Origin of the sequence: Paenibacillus sp. FSL H3-0286, from assembly GCF_045040705.1 — a bacterium.
Taxonomy (GTDB): domain Bacteria; phylum Bacillota; class Bacilli; order Paenibacillales; family Paenibacillaceae; genus Paenibacillus_AQ; species Paenibacillus_AQ odorifer.
In genome coordinates this window covers 4,385,268-4,407,292 of record NZ_CP150285.1, presented here as the reverse complement: position 1 = coordinate 4,407,292, position 22,025 = coordinate 4,385,268, and the positions used below count along the sequence as shown (strand labels likewise).

At 44.9% G+C, this 22,025-nt stretch carries 26 protein-coding genes; 23 read left to right on the top strand and 3 right to left on the bottom strand.

Going from position 1 to position 22,025, the window contains the following annotated elements:
* Nucleotides 1-34: 34 nt before the first annotated feature.
* The 7 genes from MHB37_RS19815 to trmD all read left to right on the top strand — a co-directional run bounded on the left by MHB37_RS19815 (nt 35) and on the right by trmD (nt 4,583).
* A complete protein-coding gene (locus tag MHB37_RS19815; RefSeq protein WP_036688612.1) occupies nt 35-682 on the top strand; it encodes a hemolysin III family protein in 648 nt (215 codons plus the stop codon).
* Between the two features lie 149 nt (nt 683-831).
* The gene (gene ylxM, locus MHB37_RS19810) at nt 832-1,188 is read left to right on the top strand and encodes a YlxM family DNA-binding protein (RefSeq protein ID WP_036688609.1); all 357 of its coding nucleotides are present in this window, start codon (nt 832-834) and stop codon (nt 1,186-1,188) included.
* A 21-nt stretch (nt 1,189-1,209) separates the two neighbouring features.
* Entirely contained in the window at nt 1,210-2,598 is a 1,389-nt protein-coding gene (gene ffh, locus MHB37_RS19805; protein ID WP_036688607.1) for a signal recognition particle protein, read from the top strand.
* 54 nt (nt 2,599-2,652) lie between these two features.
* Complete coding sequence (gene rpsP / locus MHB37_RS19800) at nt 2,653-2,925, top strand: 30S ribosomal protein S16 (protein ID WP_036688604.1); 273 nt, start codon at nt 2,653-2,655, stop codon at nt 2,923-2,925.
* 22 nt (nt 2,926-2,947) lie between these two features.
* Nucleotides 2,948-3,178, top strand: a complete 231-nt coding sequence (locus MHB37_RS19795) for a KH domain-containing protein (RefSeq protein ID WP_036688600.1) — start codon at nt 2,948-2,950, stop codon at nt 3,176-3,178.
* Nucleotides 3,179-3,267: 89 nt separating this feature from the next.
* Nucleotides 3,268-3,792: a ribosome maturation factor RimM gene (rimM, locus tag MHB37_RS19790; protein ID WP_036688599.1), complete on the top strand. Its 525-nt coding sequence runs from the start codon at nt 3,268-3,270 to the stop codon at nt 3,790-3,792.
* Entirely contained in the window at nt 3,792-4,583 is a 792-nt protein-coding gene (gene trmD / locus MHB37_RS19785) for a tRNA (guanosine(37)-N1)-methyltransferase TrmD (protein ID WP_036689109.1), read from the top strand. The genes rimM and trmD overlap by 1 nt, the downstream gene beginning before the upstream one ends.
* A gap of 602 nt (nt 4,584-5,185) precedes the next feature.
* On the opposite strand, the gene MHB37_RS19780 is transcribed toward trmD, so the two are convergent.
* Nucleotides 5,186-5,362: a hypothetical protein gene (locus MHB37_RS19780; RefSeq protein ID WP_155288145.1), complete on the bottom strand. Its 177-nt coding sequence runs from the start codon at nt 5,360-5,362 to the stop codon at nt 5,186-5,188.
* Between the two features lie 205 nt (nt 5,363-5,567).
* On the opposite strand from MHB37_RS19780, the gene MHB37_RS19775 reads away from it, so the two are divergent.
* Complete coding sequence (locus MHB37_RS19775; RefSeq protein ID WP_036688596.1) at nt 5,568-5,798, top strand: hypothetical protein; 231 nt, start codon at nt 5,568-5,570, stop codon at nt 5,796-5,798.
* Between the two features lie 58 nt (nt 5,799-5,856).
* Here MHB37_RS19775 and MHB37_RS19770 read toward each other — a convergent pair whose 3' ends face one another.
* A complete protein-coding gene (locus MHB37_RS19770; RefSeq protein ID WP_036688593.1) occupies nt 5,857-6,807 on the bottom strand; it encodes a hypothetical protein in 951 nt (316 codons plus the stop codon).
* A gap of 412 nt (nt 6,808-7,219) precedes the next feature.
* Here MHB37_RS19770 and MHB37_RS19765 point away from each other — a divergent pair, with 412 nt between their 5' ends.
* The 11 genes from MHB37_RS19765 (at nt 7,220) to MHB37_RS19715 (ending at nt 16,719) form a co-directional block, all read left to right on the top strand.
* Nucleotides 7,220-7,510, top strand: a complete 291-nt coding sequence (locus tag MHB37_RS19765; RefSeq protein ID WP_051491579.1) for a hypothetical protein — start codon at nt 7,220-7,222, stop codon at nt 7,508-7,510.
* A 147-nt stretch (nt 7,511-7,657) separates the two neighbouring features.
* On the top strand, nt 7,658-8,002 hold the full coding sequence (rplS, locus tag MHB37_RS19760; RefSeq protein WP_036688590.1) for a 50S ribosomal protein L19: 345 nt from the start codon (nt 7,658-7,660) through the stop codon (nt 8,000-8,002).
* A 298-nt stretch (nt 8,003-8,300) separates the two neighbouring features.
* Complete coding sequence (gene lepB / locus MHB37_RS19755; RefSeq protein ID WP_036688589.1) at nt 8,301-8,909, top strand: signal peptidase I; 609 nt, start codon at nt 8,301-8,303, stop codon at nt 8,907-8,909.
* Nucleotides 8,910-8,938: 29 nt separating this feature from the next.
* Entirely contained in the window at nt 8,939-9,799 is an 861-nt protein-coding gene (ylqF, locus tag MHB37_RS19750; protein ID WP_036688587.1) for a ribosome biogenesis GTPase YlqF, read from the top strand.
* Between the two features lie 176 nt (nt 9,800-9,975).
* Nucleotides 9,976-10,587: a ribonuclease HII gene (locus MHB37_RS19745; protein WP_076179938.1), complete on the top strand. Its 612-nt coding sequence runs from the start codon at nt 9,976-9,978 to the stop codon at nt 10,585-10,587.
* Between the two features lie 118 nt (nt 10,588-10,705).
* On the top strand, nt 10,706-12,895 hold the full coding sequence (locus MHB37_RS19740; protein WP_405168393.1) for a DNA ligase: 2,190 nt from the start codon (nt 10,706-10,708) through the stop codon (nt 12,893-12,895).
* Nucleotides 12,892-13,194, top strand: coding sequence for an EscU/YscU/HrcU family type III secretion system export apparatus switch protein (locus MHB37_RS19735; protein ID WP_038571992.1), 303 nt, complete (start codon nt 12,892-12,894; stop codon nt 13,192-13,194). Before MHB37_RS19740 ends, MHB37_RS19735 begins: the two co-directional genes overlap by 4 nt.
* Nucleotides 13,191-13,577 carry a YraN family protein gene (locus tag MHB37_RS19730; protein WP_076127091.1) on the top strand — a complete coding sequence of 129 codons (387 nt, stop codon included), beginning with the start codon at nt 13,191-13,193 and terminating at the stop codon, nt 13,575-13,577. Before MHB37_RS19735 ends, MHB37_RS19730 begins: the two co-directional genes overlap by 4 nt.
* 154 nt (nt 13,578-13,731) lie before the next feature.
* Nucleotides 13,732-14,148, top strand: coding sequence for a hypothetical protein (locus tag MHB37_RS19725; protein WP_051491578.1), 417 nt, complete (start codon nt 13,732-13,734; stop codon nt 14,146-14,148).
* 174 nt (nt 14,149-14,322) lie between these two features.
* Nucleotides 14,323-14,832: a metallophosphoesterase gene (locus MHB37_RS19720; protein WP_076307719.1), complete on the top strand. Its 510-nt coding sequence runs from the start codon at nt 14,323-14,325 to the stop codon at nt 14,830-14,832.
* 207 nt (nt 14,833-15,039) lie between these two features.
* Nucleotides 15,040-16,719: a YifB family Mg chelatase-like AAA ATPase gene (locus tag MHB37_RS19715; RefSeq protein ID WP_405168392.1), complete on the top strand. Its 1,680-nt coding sequence runs from the start codon at nt 15,040-15,042 to the stop codon at nt 16,717-16,719.
* 369 nt (nt 16,720-17,088) lie between these two features.
* Here MHB37_RS19715 and MHB37_RS19710 read toward each other — a convergent pair whose 3' ends face one another.
* Complete coding sequence (locus tag MHB37_RS19710; protein ID WP_036688575.1) at nt 17,089-17,517, bottom strand: organic hydroperoxide resistance protein; 429 nt, start codon at nt 17,515-17,517, stop codon at nt 17,089-17,091.
* A 142-nt stretch (nt 17,518-17,659) separates the two neighbouring features.
* Here MHB37_RS19710 and MHB37_RS19705 point away from each other — a divergent pair, with 142 nt between their 5' ends.
* From MHB37_RS19705 to dprA, 4 genes are all read left to right on the top strand, one after another.
* Nucleotides 17,660-18,148 carry a MarR family winged helix-turn-helix transcriptional regulator gene (locus tag MHB37_RS19705; RefSeq protein WP_235219564.1) on the top strand — a complete coding sequence of 163 codons (489 nt, stop codon included), beginning with the start codon at nt 17,660-17,662 and terminating at the stop codon, nt 18,146-18,148.
* A 352-nt stretch (nt 18,149-18,500) separates the two neighbouring features.
* Nucleotides 18,501-19,661 carry an ADP-forming succinate--CoA ligase subunit beta gene (gene sucC / locus MHB37_RS19700; protein WP_038571984.1) on the top strand — a complete coding sequence of 387 codons (1,161 nt, stop codon included), beginning with the start codon at nt 18,501-18,503 and terminating at the stop codon, nt 19,659-19,661.
* Nucleotides 19,662-19,723: 62 nt separating this feature from the next.
* Nucleotides 19,724-20,653, top strand: coding sequence for a succinate--CoA ligase subunit alpha (gene sucD / locus MHB37_RS19695; RefSeq protein WP_036688571.1), 930 nt, complete (start codon nt 19,724-19,726; stop codon nt 20,651-20,653).
* Between the two features lie 225 nt (nt 20,654-20,878).
* On the top strand, nt 20,879-21,997 hold the full coding sequence (dprA, locus tag MHB37_RS19690; RefSeq protein ID WP_312148496.1) for a DNA-processing protein DprA: 1,119 nt from the start codon (nt 20,879-20,881) through the stop codon (nt 21,995-21,997).
* The last annotated feature ends 28 nt before the right edge of the window (nt 21,998-22,025 follow it).

The following is a 22,025-nucleotide window of genomic DNA, read 5'->3' as shown; positions in this document are numbered from 1 at the left end:
AATAGAAAGAAAGCTTAGACGGAAGGATATGGATATGGCAAATACTCACACCTACACTCGGAGAGAAGAAGTCGCGAATGCGATTACGCACGGGATCGGAGCTGTATTAAGCGTCGCTGCACTTGTCCTGCTTGTTGTTTTTGCAAGTCTGAAAGGAACGGCATGGCATGTAGTCAGCTTCTCCATTTATGGAACGACAATGCTGCTTCTGTATCTCAATTCAACACTTGTGCATAGTCTCAAAGAGGGCAAGGCGAAGGATTTGTTCGAATTTTTCGATCACTCCTCTATTTATCTGTTTATCGCAGGCACGTATACACCCTTTTTGCTAGTAGCTATTCGGGGAACACTTGGCTGGAGTTTATTTGGTGTTATATGGGGAATCGCAGTATTTGGCGTTTTCTTCAAAGCGTTTTTTGTTAAAAAGTTCTTGTTCATGTCTACGGTGTTCTACATTGCTATGGGTTGGCTGATTGTTATCGCCTGGAATCCTCTTTCAGCAGTGGTAGCGGATGGTGGCATGATTCTGTTGATGGCTGGAGGAGTGCTTTATACTCTAGGTACAGTTTTTTATGTATGGAGAGGGTTTCCGTTCCATCACGCGATCTGGCATGTTTTTGTTCTTGCGGGCAGTGTCACACATTTCTTCGCCATATTGATTTATGTACTGCCAATCCAATAATTTCAAGCGGATTTATCGCGGAAAATATGGATTTTTAATAAAGAAAGAGATGACAAGCAAAAGTGCTTGACATCTCTCTTTCTTTTAGGTATCATAAGGGACGTTGTGAAGGTGTAAAGTGTTTTTCCTTGACGAAGGGGTTGTCCTTAATGAGTCAGGAGAATAGGCTCGAGAAAACGAATCGTATCAATTTGCTTTTTGCCTTCTATGAACGACTGCTTACAGATAAGCAGCAAACGTTTCTTAAATATTATTTTCACGATGATTTTTCCTTGGGAGAGATTGCCGCTGAATTTGAAATCAGCCGCCAAGCTGTTTATGAGCATATTAAGCGCGCTGAGCAAGTCCTTGAGAATTATGAAGAAAAACTTGGACTATTAGTAAAACATGAGAGTCGTACTAAATATTTAGAAGAGCTGCGCAGACTGCCGGAGAATGGGATGCTGCCTGAGCAATATAAACTTCGGTTCGCGGAGATCGTGGATCGCTTGCAGAGGTTAGAGTAGCATGAAGGGAGAAATCTGCATATGGCGTTTGAAGGTTTAACCGGAAGATTGCAGAATGTGTTCAGCAAGCTACGCGGTAAAGGTAAAGTATCCGAAGAAGACGTAAACGAAGCTATGCGTGAAGTGCGGTTAGCCCTTCTGGAAGCCGATGTTAACTTCAAGGTAGTTAAAGAATTCGTGGCTAAGGTGAAAGAAAAGTCCATCGGCAAGGAAGTCATGGACAGCTTTACGCCTGGCATGGTAATTATCGACATCGTCAACAAGGAACTAACCGAGCTGATGGGCGGAAGCCAAGCGAAGCTGGCCAAGTCGAACAAGCCACCGACCGTCATTATGATGGCGGGTCTACAAGGGGCTGGTAAGACAACCACTTCGGGTAAGCTAGCTAAGCTGTTACAGAAGGGCAATCATCGTCCGCTCCTGGTTGCGGGAGATATTTACCGGCCTGCTGCTATCAAGCAGCTGCAAGTGCTGGGAGAACAGATTAAGGTTCCTGTATTCTCGCTTGGTGATCAGACTAGTCCGGTAGAAATTGCCAGACAAGCTGTACAACATGCGAAGGATAACGGACTTGATTATGTTATTATCGATACTGCAGGCCGCCTGCATATTGATGAAGAACTAATGGAAGAACTCAAGCAGATTCACAATGTTGTAAATCCTGATGAAGTACTTCTTGTAGTAGATGCTATGACGGGTCAAGACGCCGTGAATGTAGCCGAGAGCTTTAATAAGCAGCTTGAGCTTACAGGGGTCGTATTGACGAAACTCGACGGCGACAGCCGTGGTGGTGCTGCACTGTCAGTAAAAGCTGTTACCGGTTGCCCGATCAAATTCGCCGCTTTAGGGGAGAAGATCGACGCGCTGGAGCCGTTCCATCCGGAACGTATGGCTTCGCGGATTCTGGGTATGGGCGACATGCTGTCGCTGATTGAGAAAGCCCAGGCGAACATTGATACTGACAAGGCTAAAGAAATGGAACGTAAGATGCGTAATGCAGAGTTTACGTTCGATGATTTCCTTGAGCAAATGGATCAGGTGAAGAAGCTAGGCCCTATCGATCAAATTCTTGATATGCTTCCGGGTATGAACAAAGCCAAGGGCATTAAAGATTTAAAGGTCGACGATAAGCAAATGGGACGCGTTGAAGCCATAGTTCATTCTATGACTAAGGCGGAGAAGCAACAGCCTGAGATCATTAACCATAACCGCCGCAAGCGTATTGCAACCGGCAGCGGAACCTCAGTCGCTGAGGTCAACCGCCTCATCAAACAATTTGATGAGATGCGTAAGATGATGAAGCAATTCTCCGGCATGATGGGCGGAGGCGGCAAAGCCTCCAAGAAAAATGCCATGAAGCAGCTTAAAGGTCTTGGTGGTGGAAAAGGGCTGAAATTCCCTTTTAAATGATCTTGAATGTCTGACCAACTAATGTTGGAAACTATTATAAGGAGGTGATTTTTCGTGGCAGTACGTATTCGTCTAAAAAGAATGGGAGCGCATAAAGCGCCTTTCTATCGTGTAGTGGTTTCCGATTCCCGGTCCCCTCGTGACGGTCGTTTTATCGAGGAAATCGGTTATTATAATCCGATTGAACAACCGGCAGTAGTTAAGATCGATGAGGAAAAAGCTCTTAAATGGCTTCAAACAGGTGCGCAAGCATCTGATACCGTCCGCAACTTGCTTTCCAAAGCAGGCGTGATGAAGAAGTTTCATGAGCTTAAGCAACAGAAATAATGACTGATTGCGAGGGTCCTCTATGGAAGAATTAGTTGGAGTAATTGCTAAGGCTTTAGTGGATCATCCAGAAGATGTGACGGTACGGGCTGTGGAGAAAGAGCATTTGATTGTCTATGAGCTGTCCGTACATCCAGATGATGTAGGAAAGGTCATCGGCAAGCAAGGCAGGATCGCCAAGGCGCTCCGTACAGTAGTCACATCTGCAGCAGTCAAGAGCGATAAACGCGTAACTGTAGATATTTTATCTTAAATAATGCGTACAATGAGGGGCTAGGGATAGTATATCCCGGCTCCTTTTTGTTCAAATATATAGATGAAGCTTGTAGAGGAGAGGGTTATATGACGGAAGAATTAACCGTAGGCCGGCTTGTGAATACACATGGAATTCGCGGGGAGATTAAAGTATTATCCCATACCGATTTTCCTGAGGTTCGTTTCGCTAAAGACAAGAAGCTGTTCGTCATTCCTGCGGATGGCAGTGCAAAATTCGAAGTGACTGTAGAATCCGCTCGAGAGCATAAGGGTATGTTTATCGTTAAGCTTAAGGGATATACCAATATTAACGAAGTGGAAAAGTATAAGGGAAGTTTGCTTAAGGTGCCAAGTAATGATCTGGTTGATCTGCCAGAGAATGAATATTACTTCCACCAAATCGTTGGCTGTGAAGTTTATACGGATGATGCTGGAAGTGAACCGCTTGGCACAATTACGGAAATTTTACAGCCAGGTGCAAATGACGTGTGGGTTGTTAAGCCTGCTAAAGGTCAAGACATCCTTATCCCTGTAATTAACGATGTAGTGCTGAACGTGGACATTGAGGCCAAACGAATTACGGTTCACTTAATGGAAGGACTATTGCCATGATCAGAATTGATGTGCTAACGCTCTTTCCGGAGATGTGCGAAGGCGTATTTAGCACAAGTATTCTTGGTAAGGCACGCGAAAAAGGGATTGTATCTTTGAATGCTGTGAACTTTCGTGATTTCTCAGGAAATAAGCACAACAGTGTGGATGATACACCGTATGGCGGGGGCGGGGGTATGGTACTAAAGCCTGACCCGATCTTTGCAGCGGTAGAACATGTATTGGGGATCGAGGCTAGTCCTTTGGAGAATGGTTCTGAATCTGCAGTCCCGTCGCCTTCCTCTGTGAAGCCACGCATCATTCTTATGTGCCCACAAGGAAAGACCTATAATCAGAAGATTGCTGAGGAACTGGCACAAGAGCAGCATCTAATCTTTATATGTGGTCATTATGAGGGCTACGATGAGCGGATACGGGAGCATCTGGTTACAGATGAACTGTCGATTGGCGATTATGTGCTAACGGGTGGAGAACTACCAGCACTGACGGTTATTGATTCAGTAGTTCGGCTACAGCCAGGGGCGCTTGGAAATGAAACCTCTGCGATCACGGATTCGTTCAGTACAGGGCTGTTGGAATATCCTCACTACACTCGACCCGCTGAATTTCGCGGCTGGAAGGTACCAGATATGTTGTTGAGTGGCCATCACGCCAACATCGAAGTATGGCGGAGAGAGCAAGCGTTACAGCGTACACTTGAACGTAGACCTGATTTGCTCGAAAGTGCAGAACTAACATTGAAAGACAAGAAAACACTGGAACGTCTGAAAAATGAAATCAAGCCGGAGTAAAATTTTAATAAAACAGGCATATTTTACGTCTTTTTAACGTATCTTACGTTAAGGAGGCGTTTTTGTTATGTTTACTTAAGTATAAGAAGGGCTATAATCTCGTATTTTTTTGCGTAATTTCCAAAACAAATGAGCATAGGTGCGTTGAACTCTTCTATTTGGGGTAATAGATAGAGGTGGCGTAATACTATATGCAGCTTACGATGCAGCAAGCTTAACTATTGAAAGGAATGAACTGAAGTGACTACGAAGACGCGTGAAGAATTCAAGCCTAGCGTGGACACGATCCACAAAGATGCGGAGCCGCTCCGCACCGTGAATGATATTATCGATTATTATACAAATCGCAAATCGTAATTCCCATTCGCCCTTTAAAGCTTGAACATATAAGATTAATAATTAAGTATGAATAAGCAAGTCCAATAAAACCATTAGAGTATAGCGAACGAAAGTTCACTACATCTAATGGTTTTATTGTGCTCTACAAAGAGGTCAAACCCTGTGATTCTGGTCAGAATGTAAACGCCCCCTCTTCAAGGAGAATTAAAAACTCTTTGGAAAGGGGGCGTTTGGTTAACTATAAAAATTCGTGGAGGCGCATTCTACTCTTTGCGAAAGAGGCGATATACTCCTGTAAGTAGAGCGTAAAGCGCAAAACATACGAGAACAGTAACTGCCCATGCATAGTTGCGAACGGTATAGGTAAGCGATGATAAAATAATAAAGATGGTAATACGCAGTACGCCTTCCTTAATAAACTGTTTACGTGCTACATTCATTCGATTGGCCTCCTTGAATGGATAGGATGGTACGGATAACAAGCCGAGAATATGTCTTTCCTTATATATAACCTTTGGGAATACAAAAAATGCAGAGAACGGAAAGTAAATATCGATCCAAACAAATGACCTATGTAACTTAGCCGTTACCGACCTGTACTCCTCACCATAGAGTATATCATTACGAATGAGGAGGAGTACACTAGTGGAGGCTTATTATAATTGCTTACGTTGTAAGAATAGAAGGGTACGTATCCTGACTACTGATGGCAGACAGCATGAAGGTGTGATTACAGATGTGGACAGATATAATGTTTACTTAAGAACAGGATCCAATGGACCTGTGCAGACTTCTGCATTTTTTGGTTACCCTTATGCTGCTGACAATATTTTAACTCTCAGCTTGTTCACGCTGTTGGCTATTGCATTAATCTGATATGATGATGCAAAAACAGACCGTCCGCTAATCCGGACGGTCTGTTTTTAGTGGTTGGTTACTCTACTGTAATTGCACCTATATCAGAGCTTAAGGACAACAAAGGACCTCCTCCGTTAACATCACGTTTGCCACCCTCAACCCCGGTGATCTGGCCTAGATCACTTTTAGCCACCAAGCTACATTTCACGCCATCGGCTAGAACAGCATTGAGGCTACCTACATTTGTTGTCGCTTTAAGACGGCTATCACTCTTCATTCCGGCTATATCCATGCGTATGCTTCCTGTATTAGACTCTAGAGTGGACTTACCGGTGATGTTAGCTCCTTCGATATCAATAGCTCCAACGTTGCTGACGACGCGGTAATTTCCGTCCAGATTGCGGAGACGAATTTGCCCGACATTATTGGTGATTTGATATTCATCCATACGGGTGGGGATCTCAATGGTATAGTTAATGCTAAAATCTGAATAACCGTATTTGTCTTGAGCCCAAGTCCATAAGTCCTTCTTCGGATTTGATTTGGAATTTGTAGATACCTTCAGAGTATCGCCACTAACGTCTATTGAAATCTCAGCGTCATCCAAGATTTTCTGGCGGTCAGCTTTATGAGCGGAGCCGTTATGGGCTAAGATTGTCGCACTCACATTAATTTGATCACCCGTAGTTGATGTAACTTCTATTTCTCCCACTGCATTGTTCATGCTAAGCACTGAAGCAGAGCCGATCTCTTTAGATAAGGATAGTTCTTTGCTAATGCTGTTTGCTTTAACTTCGTCGACCACCTTGGTAGCTGTATCCTGAACGGCCTGTTCCACGCTTGCAGCGGCTTTACCTAGCTCTTGCTTCACAGCCTCACCAATATTTTGCTGCACATCTTCAGTAATATTCTTTCCTAGTTCATTATTAGCGGATTGCCTACCCGGTAACTCTGTGCATCCTGCCAGAAGTACGACGGACAAGACGGCTACAGCTGCCATTACGCTAGTTGTATTACTCTTTTTCATTGAATAAAATCCTCCTTATTTTTGGGTATATGTGTTCTTCCCTAAGCGCTACGTTATGTACGTACTTCTGTAAGTATAGCCTATGGGGATTTATTGTAAAAACGGCTGTAGGCGGGTTAATATACTGGACCAAAGACTAGGTATTTAAAAAGTGTTCACTACACTTCAAATTTCAATTGTGCTAAAATGAAATATAGATCTTACGCTCACATTAAAATGGGTAAGAGTACATATAAAAAGAGCGAAGATGCTCTCATATATAATCTTCAGCAGCTACTGAAAAGCGCTTTTTATAGTGAGATGTGCTAAGGCTAGTTTGCGAATACGATATAGACCGTTGCCTTACTTGCATCACAGGGCGGTCTTTTTATTTTCTTACCTCAAGTAAATCATGAAGAGCGGAGGGAGCCAGATGAAATATGTAGTTATTTTGCTTGTCTTGCTAGCGCTGGGTGTTGGGTATTATATCGTTCAGAAAAAGAAAACAAGCAGCTCAAGCGATCCTTTGCGCACGACTAGCAGTAATGTGATCTCAATGGATAGTCATCGCAAAGCCAAACAGAGTCCAGGGGAGCAACCTTGCTCTTCTTGCAAGAAGAAGAATGGGAAGTTGATCTTCTATGCTCAAGACAATGGAACCGTGGTCGGCTTGTGTAAAGACTGCCAGTCTAAGGCAAAAAAAAGAGATATGTTACCGTTATAAAATAGAAAAATAAGTTGTATTAGCCCGTCCTTTATGATATTATTAACTCTGTTGTGTGGAATACGGTGGTCCGCTGCGGATAATGAGGGAGAGCTCAGATCTCTCCGGAAGAGGCAAGAACACCTGTACGGAAGGAGGAAGTCCTTAATGAATATCCTACAAGCTATTACGCAAGAGCAACTTCGTAAAGATATCCCTAGTTTTCGTCCGGGTGACACTTTGAAGGTGCATGTAAAAGTTATCGAGGGAACTCGTGAGCGTATCCAGTTGTTCGAAGGCGTTGTAATCAAACGTCGTGGCGGTGGAATCAGTGAGACTTTTACGGTTCGTAAAATTTCTTACGGTGTTGGTGTGGAAAGAACATTCCCAATCAACTCGCCTAAACTCGAAAAAATCGAAGTGGCTCGTCGTGGTAAAGTGCGTCGTGCTAAGCTTTATTACCTTCGTGAACTACGTGGTAAAGCAGCGAGAATTAAAGAAATTCGTCGCTAGAATAGTGACAGAGGAGAGGGGCTTGAGTTCAAGCCCCTTTCGCTTTATTTTTTTTTGAAAATATAAGAAAAGCATAAGTTTTACGTTATACAGTATTCTTATATTTCTCGCATAAACGCATACCGTCCTTAAAAGGACGCTGAGGGCGTTTTAGCTTGGTATACAATGCGTGTGACATATACGCTTGGGGATAAGCTTCTCCGAAAAGGCCTCCTGAAGGAGTATCTGTGGAGGGGTTTTTGGCAGGAGTTTTTTTGTGTTGTATAGTAAGAGTAGTATTAAGAGAGGACGGTGAACTATGCAGCAGGAACAAAGCGAAACTTTGGAATCAAGCGAGCAGAACCCACGTAAACAGAAAAATGAAGTGCTGGAATGGGTCAAGGCCATTGCGATTGCTTTAGTTCTGGTTATACTGATTCGCTGGCTTTTATTCAAGCCTTTTATTGTAGATGGACCTTCCATGCAGCCTAATTTCCATACGGGAGAACGTGTTATCGTTAATGAAATTTTATACGATATAAGATCTCCGCAGCGGGGTGAGGTTATTGTATTCCACGTGCCATCTGAAGGCAGAGATTTTATTAAACGTGTAATTGGTGTGGCTGGAGATACTGTGAAAGTAGAAGGAGATGTAGTTACAGTTAACGGTGAGGTTGTTAACGAGACTTACATCCAAGGCGCTATTGATGCTGCGCATAGTAACAACGCTCTGTATAATAATAAAGATTTCCCAAATGAAAAATTCACGGATGGTACTGTACCAGAAGGACATATTTTCGTTATGGGGGATAATCGCTCGGATAGTACAGACAGCCGGATGATTGGCTATGTGCCGCTGGGTGATATTGTGGGTCGTGCAGATTTAATCTTCTGGCCGATAAAAGATATTACACTGATTAACCATTAAGTTGACAGAAGTCAAAGGAGGTGACGGCAATGGCCATTCATTGGTTTCCTGGTCATATGACGAAGGCTAGGCGGCAAATCGAGGATAAGCTGAAGCTGATTGATGTTGTTATAGAGTTGCTCGATTCCCGTCTGCCGCTTTCCAGCCGCAATCCGATGATTGACGATATTTTGCGGGACAAGCCGAGATTAATTATTTTGAACAAAGCGGATCTGGCGGATCCGGAAATTACTCGGAAGTGGCTGGCGTACTTTAAGGAACAAGGGCATGTTGCCCATCCTGTGGACGCATCTACTGGAACAGGCGTTAAGGAGATTCCGGAGCAGGTCAAGTTGCTGTTGAAGGAAAAGATTGATCGGCAGATCGCAAGGGGAATGAACCCACGGGCTATGCGCGCATTGATCGTCGGTATTCCTAACGTCGGTAAATCAACGCTGATTAATCGAATGGCTGGTAAGAGTATCGCTGCTACGGGTGATCGCCCGGGGGTTACTAAGGGCCAGCAGTGGATTAAAACAGGAGGTAATCTGGAGCTTCTGGATACTCCTGGTATCTTATGGCCGAAGTTTGAGGATCAAGACGTGGGTTACCGCTTGGCCGTGACGGGTGCGATCAAAGAAGAAATCCTGAACATTGAGGACATTGCTTTTTATGCAGTGAAGTATTTGGTCAAGGATTATGGTTCCAGATTTCAAGAGCGTTTTGGTATTGAGAAGCTTCCTGAGGATCTTGAGAACCCTGATGAGATCGTTGCAGTTATGGAAGCCGTGGGTCGCAAACGCGGTTGTCTGATTAGCGGTGGACGTGTTGATCTGGAAAAAGCTTCACGTGCTTTGCTGCATGAGCTGCGGGCAGGTAAGCTTGGTCGTTTTACGCTGGAAACACCTTAAAGGCGTTTAAATGAATGGGTATGGAAGAGCCATCCGGAAATTTTCGGGGGCTCTTTTTTTGCTGATTTGGATGGTTATTTGTACATGACCATGTGGGCTTTACTATGGTAAGCTGACTTATGTAGTTTATAGAATAATTTATAATTGGCGGTGACAGATTCGTGAGTACGATAGATATGTTGAGTTATGAAAAAGAGGGCTGGGAACAGTCTTATCGCCGTATAGCCGGCGTAGATGAAGTAGGCAGAGGTTGTTTGTTTGGGGATGTTGTTGCAGCAGCGGTGATTTTGCCGGAAGGGCTTATTATTGATGGCGTCAACGACTCTAAAAAGCTTACAGCGAAAAAAAGAGATGCCTTATTCGAGATTATTATGGAGCAGGCGATAGCTATTGGTGTAGGTTATGTGGATTCCCACATGATTGATGAAATTAATATTAAACAGGCTTCTCGTCTGGCGATGAAAAAAGCGGTAGAAGGTCTTAGTCATACTCCGGACTATATGTTAATCGATGCTGAAAAAGTTGATCTTCCGTTGCCGCAGCAGGCGATCATAAAAGGGGATGCTAACAGCCAGTCTATTGCGGCAGCTTCGATTATAGCTAAAGTAACAAGAGATAGACTGTGTGAAGGGGTGTGGGAGGAATTATACCCTGATTATGGGATTGCGATACATAAAGGTTATGCGACCAAGCTTCACAGGGAACAAATTACGGCGTTAGGTCCGACACCTATGCATCGGCGCAGCTTTATTGGGAAGATTCTTGCTGAACAGCAAACCCTTTTTTAGAAATATCAGAATATAAAAGACGCCAAAGGCGTTTAAGCTTGGATAAATTCACCGCTCAAAAAAGTCGGATTAATACCGATATAGTAAGAAGAGAGTAAATGGAGGGAGGAGAAACGGTATGAATATCGGAACATTGATCCGTGGATTGCTCGGGGATAATAAACCGGGAGCAGCCAAGTCTTTGGAATTGAAGGAAGGGCAGGTTGTACGTGGTGTTGTATTGTCTGTATCGGATTCGGGAAAAGAAGCCGTTGTGCAGATTCAAGGTACACCTGTTCGTGCGGAGTTGGAAACACCACTACTGCCAGGAGAGACCCTGAACTTACAGGTTGGAGCACCCGGAGAAGGCGGATTGCCCGTATTGAAGCCGGTCTCCCTCGGCGAAACGGTATTAGCCACCCCGCAAAACATGGGCGAGGCATTGGAATCGCTTGGGCTTACTGACTCCAAAGCGGGTCGGGAAATTGTGTTGGCGATGCAGTCGGGTGGTATTCCGCTTACCAAAGAGACAGCGGCGATTCTGGATGCTGTAATGAGTGCGAAACCTGCGGGCGTGCCGACCTCAGAATGGCTTGATGCAGCTGTCATTTCTGTAAAGCGGGGCTTGCCGGTTACCCCTGAAAGTGTGAAAGGATTGCAGCAGGCGGTTTTTGGTCCGCAGCTTCATCAGCTTTTGTCAGCGCTCGAAGAACAGATTACGATTTGGGCAGGTCAAGTCGCCGGTGAAGAAACAACAACAGCCGAAGCTAAACCTGGAATGGGTACCCCGACCGGAAAGCTGAATGCTCCTGTAACGACAGGTACGGGCGCTGTGATTAACGGGGAAGTGGTATCAGCAGGTGATGCTGATGCGGAAATGGACCAGGTATCGATTAAAGGAACTGGACAACCTGTAAGTAAACCTGCTGAAGGTAGTGCTGGTGTTACTACTACAAGCGGAAGTGCTGCTGCAACAGGAGGGGCAACGGGAGCCGGAGTTATTTCTGATGAACCAATAATTCCTTTGAATTTAGTGAAATCAGAAATATCAGGAAGTGCAGCTGCAAGTACAGCTGAAACTCCTGAGAATGAAACCGGTATTGTAACTGCCAAGCCAGTGGTCCCCGAAGAGGCTGGTGAGGTAGTTCAGCTCTCGAAGAGTGGAAATACTGGTGAACCTTTGACTGGGAAAATAACTTCTACGCTTGCTTCAGGAACTCAGAGTAGTGCTGCTAACACGCAAGGGGACGGAATTGTAAGCAATCAAAATAGTTCTAATCAGAGCGAAACTCATGGCAATGAAATGAGTCTAAATAAAGATAGAGCGCAGGGTAGTATCAGTGGCGCGAATACAAGCGCCACTGGATCAGCTGGTGCAGATAGCCAAGCTGCTGCGGGAAGCCAAGCTGGTGCAGCAAGCCAAGCTGCTGCGCCTAGCGGGGCTGCCCTGCTCGCGAAGCTGCAGGGCGTGCTCACCGAGTTGCGCGGCAGCATGCCGCAGCTCGCGAACGTCCCGCCCGCTGACGCGGCGGGACAAGATCCTGCCCCCGCGCCGGCAGCGCCGCGCGGGGAGACCACGGCTGCTGCGGCTTCGCCGGTGCAGCCAGACACCGCCCCACCCGCGGATGCGGAGTCGTGGGTGGGGCGGGTGTTGAAGCTGCTCGGTGCGGAGCACGAGCAGCAGGCCGTGCGCGGCGGCGCTTTGCCGGCCGCGGAGACGGCGCGAGCGGCAGCGGGGACAGCTGCAGCCGCGCTAGGCAGTGTCGGCGGGGAGCAAGCTGCCGACACGTTGAAGGGCGTGCTGCTGCAGCTTATGAGCAGCAGCGAGGTGCCGCCCGCGGTAAAAGATGCCGCGAGCGGGCTAGTGCAGCAGCTGACAGGCCAACAGCTGCTGCTGAATACAGATCGGACTGCTCCCTTCGCGCAGGTTACATTGTTCTTGCCGCTGCAAGGTCCAGATGGGCAGGAAACTGCATCGGTTCATATCCAGTCCAGGCGGGGCCGCAAAGGGGAGTTGGATGCAGCTAACTGTCGATTATGGTTCGATTTGGACATGAAGCAGCTAGGGCAGACATTGGTAGATGTGCAGGTTGTCGATCGAATCGTTAGTCTTAAGCTTCATAATGATCATCCGTGGGTGCTTGAGCTGCTGGAGACGCGGCGTGAAGAAATAAAAACTGCAGTAGAATCCATCGGTTATCAATTATCAGGTTTAAGAACCGAACCCTTGCCAGAATTGAATTTGCCTAAAGAGCTTGCTGGCTCCAATACTAATAAGTTTGTTGATTATGTTCCTGAGGCTTACAAAGGAGTGGATTACCGTATATGAATGAGCCTGTACAGCCAATTTCACAAGGGCTCAAAAAAGCGGTCGCTCTCAAATATAGTCCCGGACAAAACGAGGCTCCTGTCGTAGTAGCCAAGGGACAAGGCGCGATAGCAGACCTTATTCTGCAAAAGGCTAAGGAGAGCGGGGTTGCTGTTCAGGAAGATGCAGCCCTCGTGGAGGTTCTTTCAAAGCTTGATCTGGACCAACAGATTCCGTCTGAGCTCTATCAGCTGGTGGCGGAAATCCTCAGCTTTGTGTATCAGAGCGATCGTTCCGCTGGTGAACGGGGACAAGAATGAAAGAGCCCTATGTAAGAAAGCACTATAACCGCAAAGAGAAAGGAACTGCTGCAGAGAACGGAGCTGTGCAGTACCTATCTTCTAGCGGGTATATGATATTGGAACGGAATTGGCGTTGTCGTACTGGAGAGCTTGATATCATTGCGGAGCGTGAAGACTGTATTGTTGTTGTCGAAGTTCGTAGCCGCAGTGGAGAGCTGCTTCAGGGAACTCCAGAAGAATCGGTGAATGCTCGCAAAATAAACCAGGTTCGGAGTACAACACAGGTTTATTTGCATATGAAGGGTTATGAGGAACGGCGGGTTTCTTTTGATGTAATTAGCGTCTTGTTAAATGACGATCTTAGCCTAGCTTCACTTAGTCATATTCGCGAGGCGTTTTAAGAGTAACTCTATTTTCTCATGCGATTCTTTATGAATTTGCTGCTGTTCTGATAAAAAAGTCTTTACATACCTTCCGCACTGTGGGTCATTTCTCAAAAGAAATGGGTAAACATTAGGAGTAACTTTTTAATGTCATCATGAGGAGGGCTGTCTAGTGAAGAATAAACCTTCTGAAATGCAGGTTAGTTTTACATGCCAATATTGCCAGCAGAAGATTGAAGTGAAATTTAAAGCAGAGCCAATATCTGTCGTCTGTTGCGATAATTGCAATAAGACCTTCACGGTAATGCGGCCCACTATAGCGGAGGAAATATTAATAGATTGGGAAAATGAAGCGTTATTTCAAAAAATCCGGGCTGAAAAGTCGCAAAACAGCAATAGCAGTCTCTTAGCGCTTGTAATTAGAGTTATTGAACTGCTTACATGGCGTGACAAAGGCAATGGACAGGTGGAAGCGATCAAGGAGATGCGTGGCTGGCTCATTGACAATGAGGAGGCGCCTCCTTTAGCTGAACTGATTCAGAGTGATGTTAATAAACGTTCGAGTAAGCGGCGCGACTGGGAAAAGTAACATTAACAATAAAGAGGTATTCCGTCATCGCCTCATGACATAGAATGATACGTATAATTTCGTGAGAAATTAGGCGGAAAAGTCCTCGGGGCTCCGAATTTCCTAGGGTTTATGGGTAGTCGGAGCTTTTTTCATACATACTGTCATTAGAATAGGAACAAAAGGAGGGTGCACATGGCTAAGGTTTTTTTCACATCAGATCATCATTTTGGGCATAAGTTGATCATTGATTTTGAATCCAGACCCTTCAACGATGTAGAGCAAATGAATGAAGTTATGATTGAAAGTTGGAATTCGGTAGTGAATCCGGAAGACAAAGTATTTCATTTGGGAGACTTTTCTTTTCTGAATAAGGAGGCAACTCGTGCGATTGTGGCCAGGCTACATGGATACAAAATCCTGATTCTTGGCAATCATGATCGCGGCCGCAGCCAAAGTTGGTGGCTTGATGCAGGTTTTGATGAGGTTAGTGAATATCCTTTGATTTATAAGGATTTCTTTTTCCTCTCACATGAGCCTATGTACATGAATAAACATATGCCTTACGTAAATGTGCACGGCCATATTCATGGGCAAAAATATGAGGGAAACAATCATTTTAACATTTGTGTAGAGCATTGGAACTATAAACCGTTGACTTTTGAGCAGATTAGGGACTCGGTCGTAGTTAAAGAAGGAGATTGATGTAGGTCTTTAGAGATGTGCTTTCGCTTTTATGTAAAACTTGAATTTCTTATTCTAAAGATAAATTGCTCACAGATTGCGTTAGGACACAACTTCTATAATGTACTTAACAGCTAATATATATTTGGAAAATAAGGAAGCACCTTTTTTCTTGAAGCTATGACACCCCAAATTAGGGTGTAATTCAGGAGATGAGGTGTTTTTATTATGTATGGGAAAATGTTTAGCGCGTGTCTGTATGGGATTGAAGGGGTAATGATTGGTGTGGAAATCGATCTTGCAAATGGACTGCCGCAGACGAATATCATTGGCTTACCAGATTCAGCGATTCGCGAGGCTGTTGAACGAGTTAGGGCTGCCGTTAAAAATTGCGGTTACCGCTATCCACAGCAGCGTATTACGATCAATCTTGCTCCAGCTGACCTGCGTAAAGAAGGTTCCGCTTTTGATCTAGCGATTGCTTTAGGGATACTGATAACTAGTGGCCAGTTGATTATGCCTTCAGCTCAAGAGATGCTTTTGATTGGAGAGCTTGCGCTCGACGGCAGTCTGCGTCCGGTTTCGGGTGTGTTGCCGATGGTTGAAGCAGCGCGTAAAAGCGGGTTTAAAGCCGTTCTGCTCCCGCAAGGCAATGCGGCAGAAGCCGCTTTAATCAGTGGCATAAATGTTTATACCATCGACCATTTGCAAGCGTTAGCGAATGCTGCTGAATCTGTGGCTAGCTTTGGTCCGATTATAGATAAGCTAGTTCCTCTAGAAGAATCTGAAGGATCACTACTTCCTTTTCCTGTATCCGTGAGTATGGGGACGGGGGCAAAAGAACAACCTCCGGTGCTTGTTCTTTCTGTAGAGCATCTCAAATATAACCCTAAATATTCTGATTCTGAGGCTGCTTCTTCCGAAGCGAATGAAATAATGGATGATTACAGTGATGTGCTTGGACAGCAACATGTGAAAAGAGCACTAACTATCGCGGCTGCAGGGATGCATAATATTATGCTCATCGGTCCACCTGGCACAGGCAAAACGATGCTGATCAAACGCCTTCCCAGTATCCTTCCGCAATTGTCGGACAGTGAGGCACTTGAGGTAACCAAAATTTTTAGTGCGGCTGGAAATTTGAAGGATGCACACAACGGTTTGCTGCGAAGTCGTCCATTTCGTTCTCCACACCACACGATATCTTCTGCCGGATTAATTGGAGGGGGCGGTATTCCCAAGCCAGGTGAGGTAAGTCTTGCGCATCGAGGTATTCTGTTTCTGGATGAATTGCCTGAATTCTCCCGGAATGTGCTTGAAGTGTTGCGACAGCCCCTCGAAGATGGGGTGGTTACTATAAGTCGTGCCCGGGCTTCCTTTACTTTTCCTGCCAAATTCATGCTCGCTGCATCGATGAATCCGTGCAGCTGCGGCTTTTTTGGAAGCGGTATCTCCCAGCAAAATTGTACCTGTAGTCCATCAAGGATTGCCCAATATCGAGCCAAAATATCCGGTCCATTATTGGATCGGATCGACTTACAGGTTGATGTTCCCCGCCCGAAGGAATGGAATCGGCAGGGGCATGTTTTATCGTCAGCAGATATGCGTGCGGAGGTGTTGGCTGCTCAGGCCATCCAAGCTAAACGTTACAAACGACTGGCGATTTCATGGAACAGTGAACTTTCCGGTGCTTCCCTTCGGAAATATGCAAGCCTAAACCGAGAGAGTGCTCAAATGCTGTATGATATTTTGGAGAATTTAGGTCTAAGCATGCGAGCGCATGATCGGATTATTAAGCTATCCCGTACCATAGCTGATCTGGAGGGTGCACAGGATATTTCTTCTGCACATCTCGCGGAAGCTGTGCAATACCGTAATCTGGATCGACAGGTATTAGCGGAGGAATAAAGATAAAAGAGCAGCGATTCCCGTTAATGAGAATCGCTGCTCTATACTATGGACCGGTAGTGACGAGCATCGCCGAACCATTATTATGCTCTGATGCTTACGGAACGGACCTTGAGGACGTTGTTTGCAAGTTTTTAGCCCTTGGAGCGTAGATTCGGACTCTGGAGACGCTATTCCTTCGGAAGAAGGTTATATTGAGTGGTTTTCATTCCAATAGCTGCTATGAGGTCCGATAGCATCCCAAATATGGGATTAAGTTGCGTTTAAGATCAACTGTGTCCGTTAGCGACTTCGAATGTGAAATGCCACGTATTCAAACGAAGGTTAGATCGTTTAGCAAATTTCACATACATTTTTCTCTATAATTTCTTACAGTACATTCAGTTCTACTTCGATATTGCCACGAGTGGCACGGGAGTAAGGACATGCGCCATGGGCAGCTTCTACCAAAGATGCTGCGGTTTCTCTGTCAACGCCTTTAACCAGCACGTCAAGCTTAACCGCAATGCCGAATCCGCCATCTTCAACTTTACCAAAGCTTACAGTAGCCGTAACTTCACTGCCTTCAATCTTCACTTTTCCAAGACGAGCAACCATGTTCAGAGCACTGTCAAAACAAGCGGAGTAGCCAGCTGCGAATAATTGTTCAGGATTAGTGCCTTCACCACCGGCACCACCCATTTCGCGTGGTGTACTGATCGTAAGGTTGAGTTTAGGGCTTTCTGATTCTATATAACCGTTTCTTCCCCCAACGGCTTTAACTGTGGTTTCATACATCTTTTGTTGAATTGTCATCATAATAAATCTCTCCTATTCACTAATTAGTTTGTGTACAATCTAATTTATCACAATTAATATAAAAGTCAAATTAATTTTTTGCTATTATTATGATATATGAGGGAATTATGATAAAATAAAGAGATAAGGCGGGTGAATAAATATGAAAATGAGTGAAGAAGATATGCAGAAAATGACTACAACCCCAGAGCTGCTGATCGAGAATCAGCTCTGTTTTACCATTTATGCTTGCTCGCGTGAGATTACAAAGCTGTACCAACCGTATTTGGATAAGATCGGTTTAACTTACTCCCAATACTTAGTAATGCTTGTGTTATGGGAACGGCAGCAATGTACAGTGAAAGAGATTGGTGAGGCGTTATTTTTGGATTCAGGAACGCTGACTCCGTTATTGAAACGCTTGCAAGCTGCAGGCCTAATTATACGTGAACGCTCGATGCAGGATGAGCGAAAAGTATTAATCTCACTAACGAAACAAGGCTGGGCACTCCAAAGTGATGCCGTGTGTATTCCCGGCAAAATGATGGAAGAAACGACACTGACAAATAATGAATCCATAGAGCTACTTGATCAGTTTAAAGACTTACTGAATCGTGTTCACGAAGCTAATATCCAAGATAGTAAAAAGTAAGCGTAGTAAGGAGTCAATGCGATCGTTCGCATTCCGGCATGAAATCAAGCGAAAAAATGTGTACAAATCATGAATATATTTAAGGTAAGCGTTTTAAAAACATGTTACACTATTCTGGGTTCCTTTGTATGGCATATAGGTAAATATAAGCTTAGTCTTATAGATTTACACAATGTCTCTTGCAGAAATAATGCCATTCTTTTTACGAGTGGTAGATCAGTTTCTGCTGGTTCCGGAATAGTGCTGCATGTATAACATCAGCCTATCCCTAACCCCGCGGCAATCAAAACGGAAAGCGAGATGACAACAGGCTGCCTGTTTAGTCACCACGCTACTTTAGGAGGCTACCGCTATGAATATCCACGAGTATCAGGGAAAAGAAGTGCTTAAGAAGTACGGTGTAGCCGTACCGAATGGAAAAGTAGCTTATACAGTGGAGGAAGCGGTAGAAGCCGCAGAGTCACTGAGCACACCAGTTGTTGTAGTTAAAGCTCAGATTCACGCAGGTGGACGCGGTAAAGCTGGAGGAGTAAAGGTTGCTAAGAATATCGATGAGGTGCGTAGTTACGCAACTGAGATTCTGGGCAAGACTCTAGTAACTCACCAGACTGGACCGGAGGGTAAGGTAGTAAAAAGACTGCTCATTGAAGAGGGTTGTCAAATTGTTAAGGAGTATTACATTGGTATCGTAGTTGACAGAGGTACTGGCCGAGTGGTCATGATGGCTTCTGAAGAAGGCGGTACTGAGATTGAAGAAGTAGCTGCAACACATCCGGAGAAAATTTTTAAAGAGATCATTGATCCGGCAGTGGGTTTGCAGACTTTCCAGGCGCGTAAGCTGGCTTATAGTATCTCTATTCCTAATGAGCTGGTAGGCAAAACTGTGAAATTCATGCAAGCGCTATATTTAGCTTTCGTGGATAAAGATTGCTCTATTGCCGAAATTAACCCATTGGTAGTGACTGCGGATGGGAATGTGATGGCACTGGATGCCAAACTGAATTTTGATTCCAACGCCTTGTTCCGTCATAAAGATATTCTAGAGCTGCGGGATTTGGATGAAGAGGATTTAAAGGAAATCGAAGCCTCGAAGTATGACCTTAGTTACATTGCACTTGATGGCAATATTGGGTGCATGGTAAACGGCGCAGGTCTCGCGATGGCCACTATGGATATTATTAAGTATTATGGAGGCGAACCCGCCAACTTCCTGGATGTAGGGGGCGGTGCAACGACCGAGAAAGTAACAGAAGCCTTTAAAATCATTTTATCCGATGAAAAAGTGAACGGAATTTTTGTTAACATTTTCGGTGGTATTATGCGCTGTGATGTTATCGCTAACGGTGTTGTAGAAGCGGCTAGTCAACTGGGTTTGACCAAACCGCTGGTTGTGCGTCTTGAGGGAACAAATGTTGGATTGGGCAAGCAGATTTTGGCCGGATCGGGACTGAATATTGTTGCTGCTGATTCTATGGCGGACGGTGCCCGTAAGATTGTGTCTCTTGTGCAATAATGGCCTGATTTAGGAAGCCAGTTATCGTATTTGACAATATAAGTAGGGATGTGACTTAAGGCATGAGCATTCTTGTAGATAAAAATACGAAAGTTATCACGCAGGGAATTACAGGATCAACGGGTTTGTTCCATACTAAAGGTGCGCTGGATTATGGAACACAGATGGTTGGAGGGGTAACACCGGGTAAAGGTGGAACATCTGTCAACATCACGCTTGAAAATGGCAGTGAGGTTAGCCTTCCGGTATTCGATACTGTTGTAGCTGCTAAGGCGGCTACAGGCGCAACCGCTAGTGTAATCTATGTACCGCCAGCATTTGCAGCAGACTCCATAATGGAAGCCGTGGACGCAGAACTCGACCTGGTGATTTGTATTACCGAAGGGATTCCAGTACTTGATATGGTAAAAGTGTCCCGTTATATGGAGGGGCGCTCTACTGTATTGATCGGACCTAACTGTCCGGGAGTTATCACTCCTGGTGAGTGCAAAATAGGAATTATGCCGGGTTATATTCATATGCCAGGGTACGTAGGTGTTGTCTCGCGCAGCGGAACTCTAACCTATGAGGCTGTTCATCAGCTGACCACGCGTGGAATCGGGCAATCTTCAGCTGTAGGTATTGGCGGAGACCCTGTTAAAGGCTCAGAGTTTATTGATATTCTGAAGCTTTTTAATGAGGATCCGGGTACAAAGGCAGTCATCATGATTGGTGAAATTGGCGGAACCGCAGAGGAAGAAGCAGCAGAGTGGATTCGTGAGCATATGACTAAGCCGGTAGTAGGGTTTATTGGCGGCGCTACTGCACCTCCTGGCAAACGTATGGGGCATGCGGGTGCTATTATTTCCGGAGGCAAAGGCACAGCGAGTGAGAAAATTGCCGTACTTGAATCGTGCGGAATCAAGGTTGCTCCTACACCTGCCGAAATGGGCTCAACGCTAGTAAGTGTGCTTGAAGAACGCGGTATTCTTAGCGCTTTTACAACGCATTAATTATTTTATTTACTTGAAGGAATTCACTCTACGCGAGTGGGCTTCTTTCGTGTATAATTATTTCAGAGGTAAGCAACCTTTTGTTCCTATCCAAGGGATAAAAGGTTGCTTTTTTTGTTTTTTTAACATAGAAAAATATTGAATTACAAGAAAATATTGCATTCCTCTAATTCATGTTACAAAATAGGGAAGGCTAACCCTTCCATTAAAGGAGAGTAAGCTTATATGGAAGAAAAAGATCTGCTGTTTGGTTTTAATGAAGTGGAGGGGATTGGCTGGAAGAGTATCGATAAGATTCGCAGAGCCGGCTTAATGTCAGAACGAGCATTTTCCTGTAGTGCAAAAGATTGGGAAACGATCGGATTGAACGGAAAGCTGTCGAATTATCTTGCTTCCATATATACATTAGAATGGATCACCAAAAGGCGCTTATTAATGGAAGAATGTGCAGTGAAGATGGTCACTGTGTTTGATGCGGCTTATCCTGTTTTGTTGAAGGAGACGTCACAGCCACCGTGGATCCTTTATTATCGAGGGCGTTTGGAACTGTTATCAACTCCTAGTGTGGCGATGGTTGGCACTCGTGTGCCAACAGCTTATGGACGAAAGGTAGGGGAGATTCTCGCGGAGGAGCTTAGTGCAGCAGGTCTAACGGTGGTTAGCGGACTTGCGAGGGGGATCGATAGCATTTGTCATGAAGCGGCGCTAAGAAGCGGTGGAGGGACCATAGCGGTAGTGGCAACAGGGTTGGACAAAGTCTATCCAACTGAGAATATTGAACTGGAGCGGCGTATCTCTCAGGATGGGCTTGTCATTACAGAGTATCCTCTTGGAACTAAAAGTCATCCTGGATTATTTCCACAGCGTAATCGGATCATAGCAGGTTTATCACGGGGGACAGTGGTAGTGGAGGCTGACAGTCGCAGTGGATCACTTATTACAGCCGATGCTGCCTTGGAAGCTGGAAGGGATGTCTTCGCAGTTCCCGGACCTATTACATCACCTAAGAGCAGAGGGGCGTTAGAGCTTATCAAACAGGGGGCAAAGCTGGTAACCAGTGGATTAGATATTATAGAAGAATACACTTCTTATTTGCCGACAAACGTAATAAAAACAGGGAATAATAGCACTACCGAACAGACAGCAGACGACTTTATGATTGAAAAGAAATTGACAAATGAGGAGTCTCACCTATACCATATACTGCATCAAGGCCCTTTTATATTGGACGATCTGCTTGTAAGAACAGGATGGGATTTTGGACATTTGCATTCAGTTCTGTTATCTTTAATCATAAAAAAAGCGGTAACACAATTACCAGGAGCTATTTATAAGGTAATTTAATATAGAGGTGCGAGTGTTAACGAGGAGG

Excerpts from the sequence above, each read along its gene's own strand:
- MHB37_RS19735 (WP_038571992.1), top strand. The coding sequence starts at position 12,892 with ATGAATGAGCCTGTACAGCCAATTTCACAAGGGCTCAAAAAAGCGGTC.
- dprA (WP_312148496.1), top strand. The coding sequence starts at position 20,879 with ATGGAAGAAAAAGATCTGCTGTTTGGTTTTAATGAAGTGGAGGGGATT.
- sucD (WP_036688571.1), top strand. The coding sequence starts at position 19,724 with ATGAGCATTCTTGTAGATAAAAATACGAAAGTTATCACGCAGGGAATT.
- rimM (WP_036688599.1), top strand. The coding sequence starts at position 3,268 with ATGACGGAAGAATTAACCGTAGGCCGGCTTGTGAATACACATGGAATT.
- ffh (WP_036688607.1), top strand. The coding sequence starts at position 1,210 with ATGGCGTTTGAAGGTTTAACCGGAAGATTGCAGAATGTGTTCAGCAAG.
- MHB37_RS19710 (WP_036688575.1), bottom strand. The coding sequence starts at position 17,517 with ATGATGACAATTCAACAAAAGATGTATGAAACCACAGTTAAAGCCGTT.
- MHB37_RS19765 (WP_051491579.1), top strand. The coding sequence starts at position 7,220 with ATGAAATATGTAGTTATTTTGCTTGTCTTGCTAGCGCTGGGTGTTGGG.
- MHB37_RS19720 (WP_076307719.1), top strand. The coding sequence starts at position 14,323 with ATGGCTAAGGTTTTTTTCACATCAGATCATCATTTTGGGCATAAGTTG.
- ylxM (WP_036688609.1), top strand. The coding sequence starts at position 832 with ATGAGTCAGGAGAATAGGCTCGAGAAAACGAATCGTATCAATTTGCTT.
- rplS (WP_036688590.1), top strand. The coding sequence starts at position 7,658 with ATGAATATCCTACAAGCTATTACGCAAGAGCAACTTCGTAAAGATATC.
- sucC (WP_038571984.1), top strand. The coding sequence starts at position 18,501 with ATGAATATCCACGAGTATCAGGGAAAAGAAGTGCTTAAGAAGTACGGT.
- MHB37_RS19740 (WP_405168393.1), top strand. The coding sequence starts at position 10,706 with ATGAATATCGGAACATTGATCCGTGGATTGCTCGGGGATAATAAACCG.
- MHB37_RS19795 (WP_036688600.1), top strand. The coding sequence starts at position 2,948 with ATGGAAGAATTAGTTGGAGTAATTGCTAAGGCTTTAGTGGATCATCCA.
- MHB37_RS19730 (WP_076127091.1), top strand. The coding sequence starts at position 13,191 with ATGAAAGAGCCCTATGTAAGAAAGCACTATAACCGCAAAGAGAAAGGA.
- MHB37_RS19745 (WP_076179938.1), top strand. The coding sequence starts at position 9,976 with ATGTTGAGTTATGAAAAAGAGGGCTGGGAACAGTCTTATCGCCGTATA.
- lepB (WP_036688589.1), top strand. The coding sequence starts at position 8,301 with ATGCAGCAGGAACAAAGCGAAACTTTGGAATCAAGCGAGCAGAACCCA.
- MHB37_RS19715 (WP_405168392.1), top strand. The coding sequence starts at position 15,040 with ATGTATGGGAAAATGTTTAGCGCGTGTCTGTATGGGATTGAAGGGGTA.
- MHB37_RS19770 (WP_036688593.1), bottom strand. The coding sequence starts at position 6,807 with ATGAAAAAGAGTAATACAACTAGCGTAATGGCAGCTGTAGCCGTCTTG.
- MHB37_RS19705 (WP_235219564.1), top strand. The coding sequence starts at position 17,660 with ATGAAAATGAGTGAAGAAGATATGCAGAAAATGACTACAACCCCAGAG.
- MHB37_RS19780 (WP_155288145.1), bottom strand. The coding sequence starts at position 5,362 with ATGAATGTAGCACGTAAACAGTTTATTAAGGAAGGCGTACTGCGTATT.
- ylqF (WP_036688587.1), top strand. The coding sequence starts at position 8,939 with ATGGCCATTCATTGGTTTCCTGGTCATATGACGAAGGCTAGGCGGCAA.
- MHB37_RS19815 (WP_036688612.1), top strand. The coding sequence starts at position 35 with ATGGCAAATACTCACACCTACACTCGGAGAGAAGAAGTCGCGAATGCG.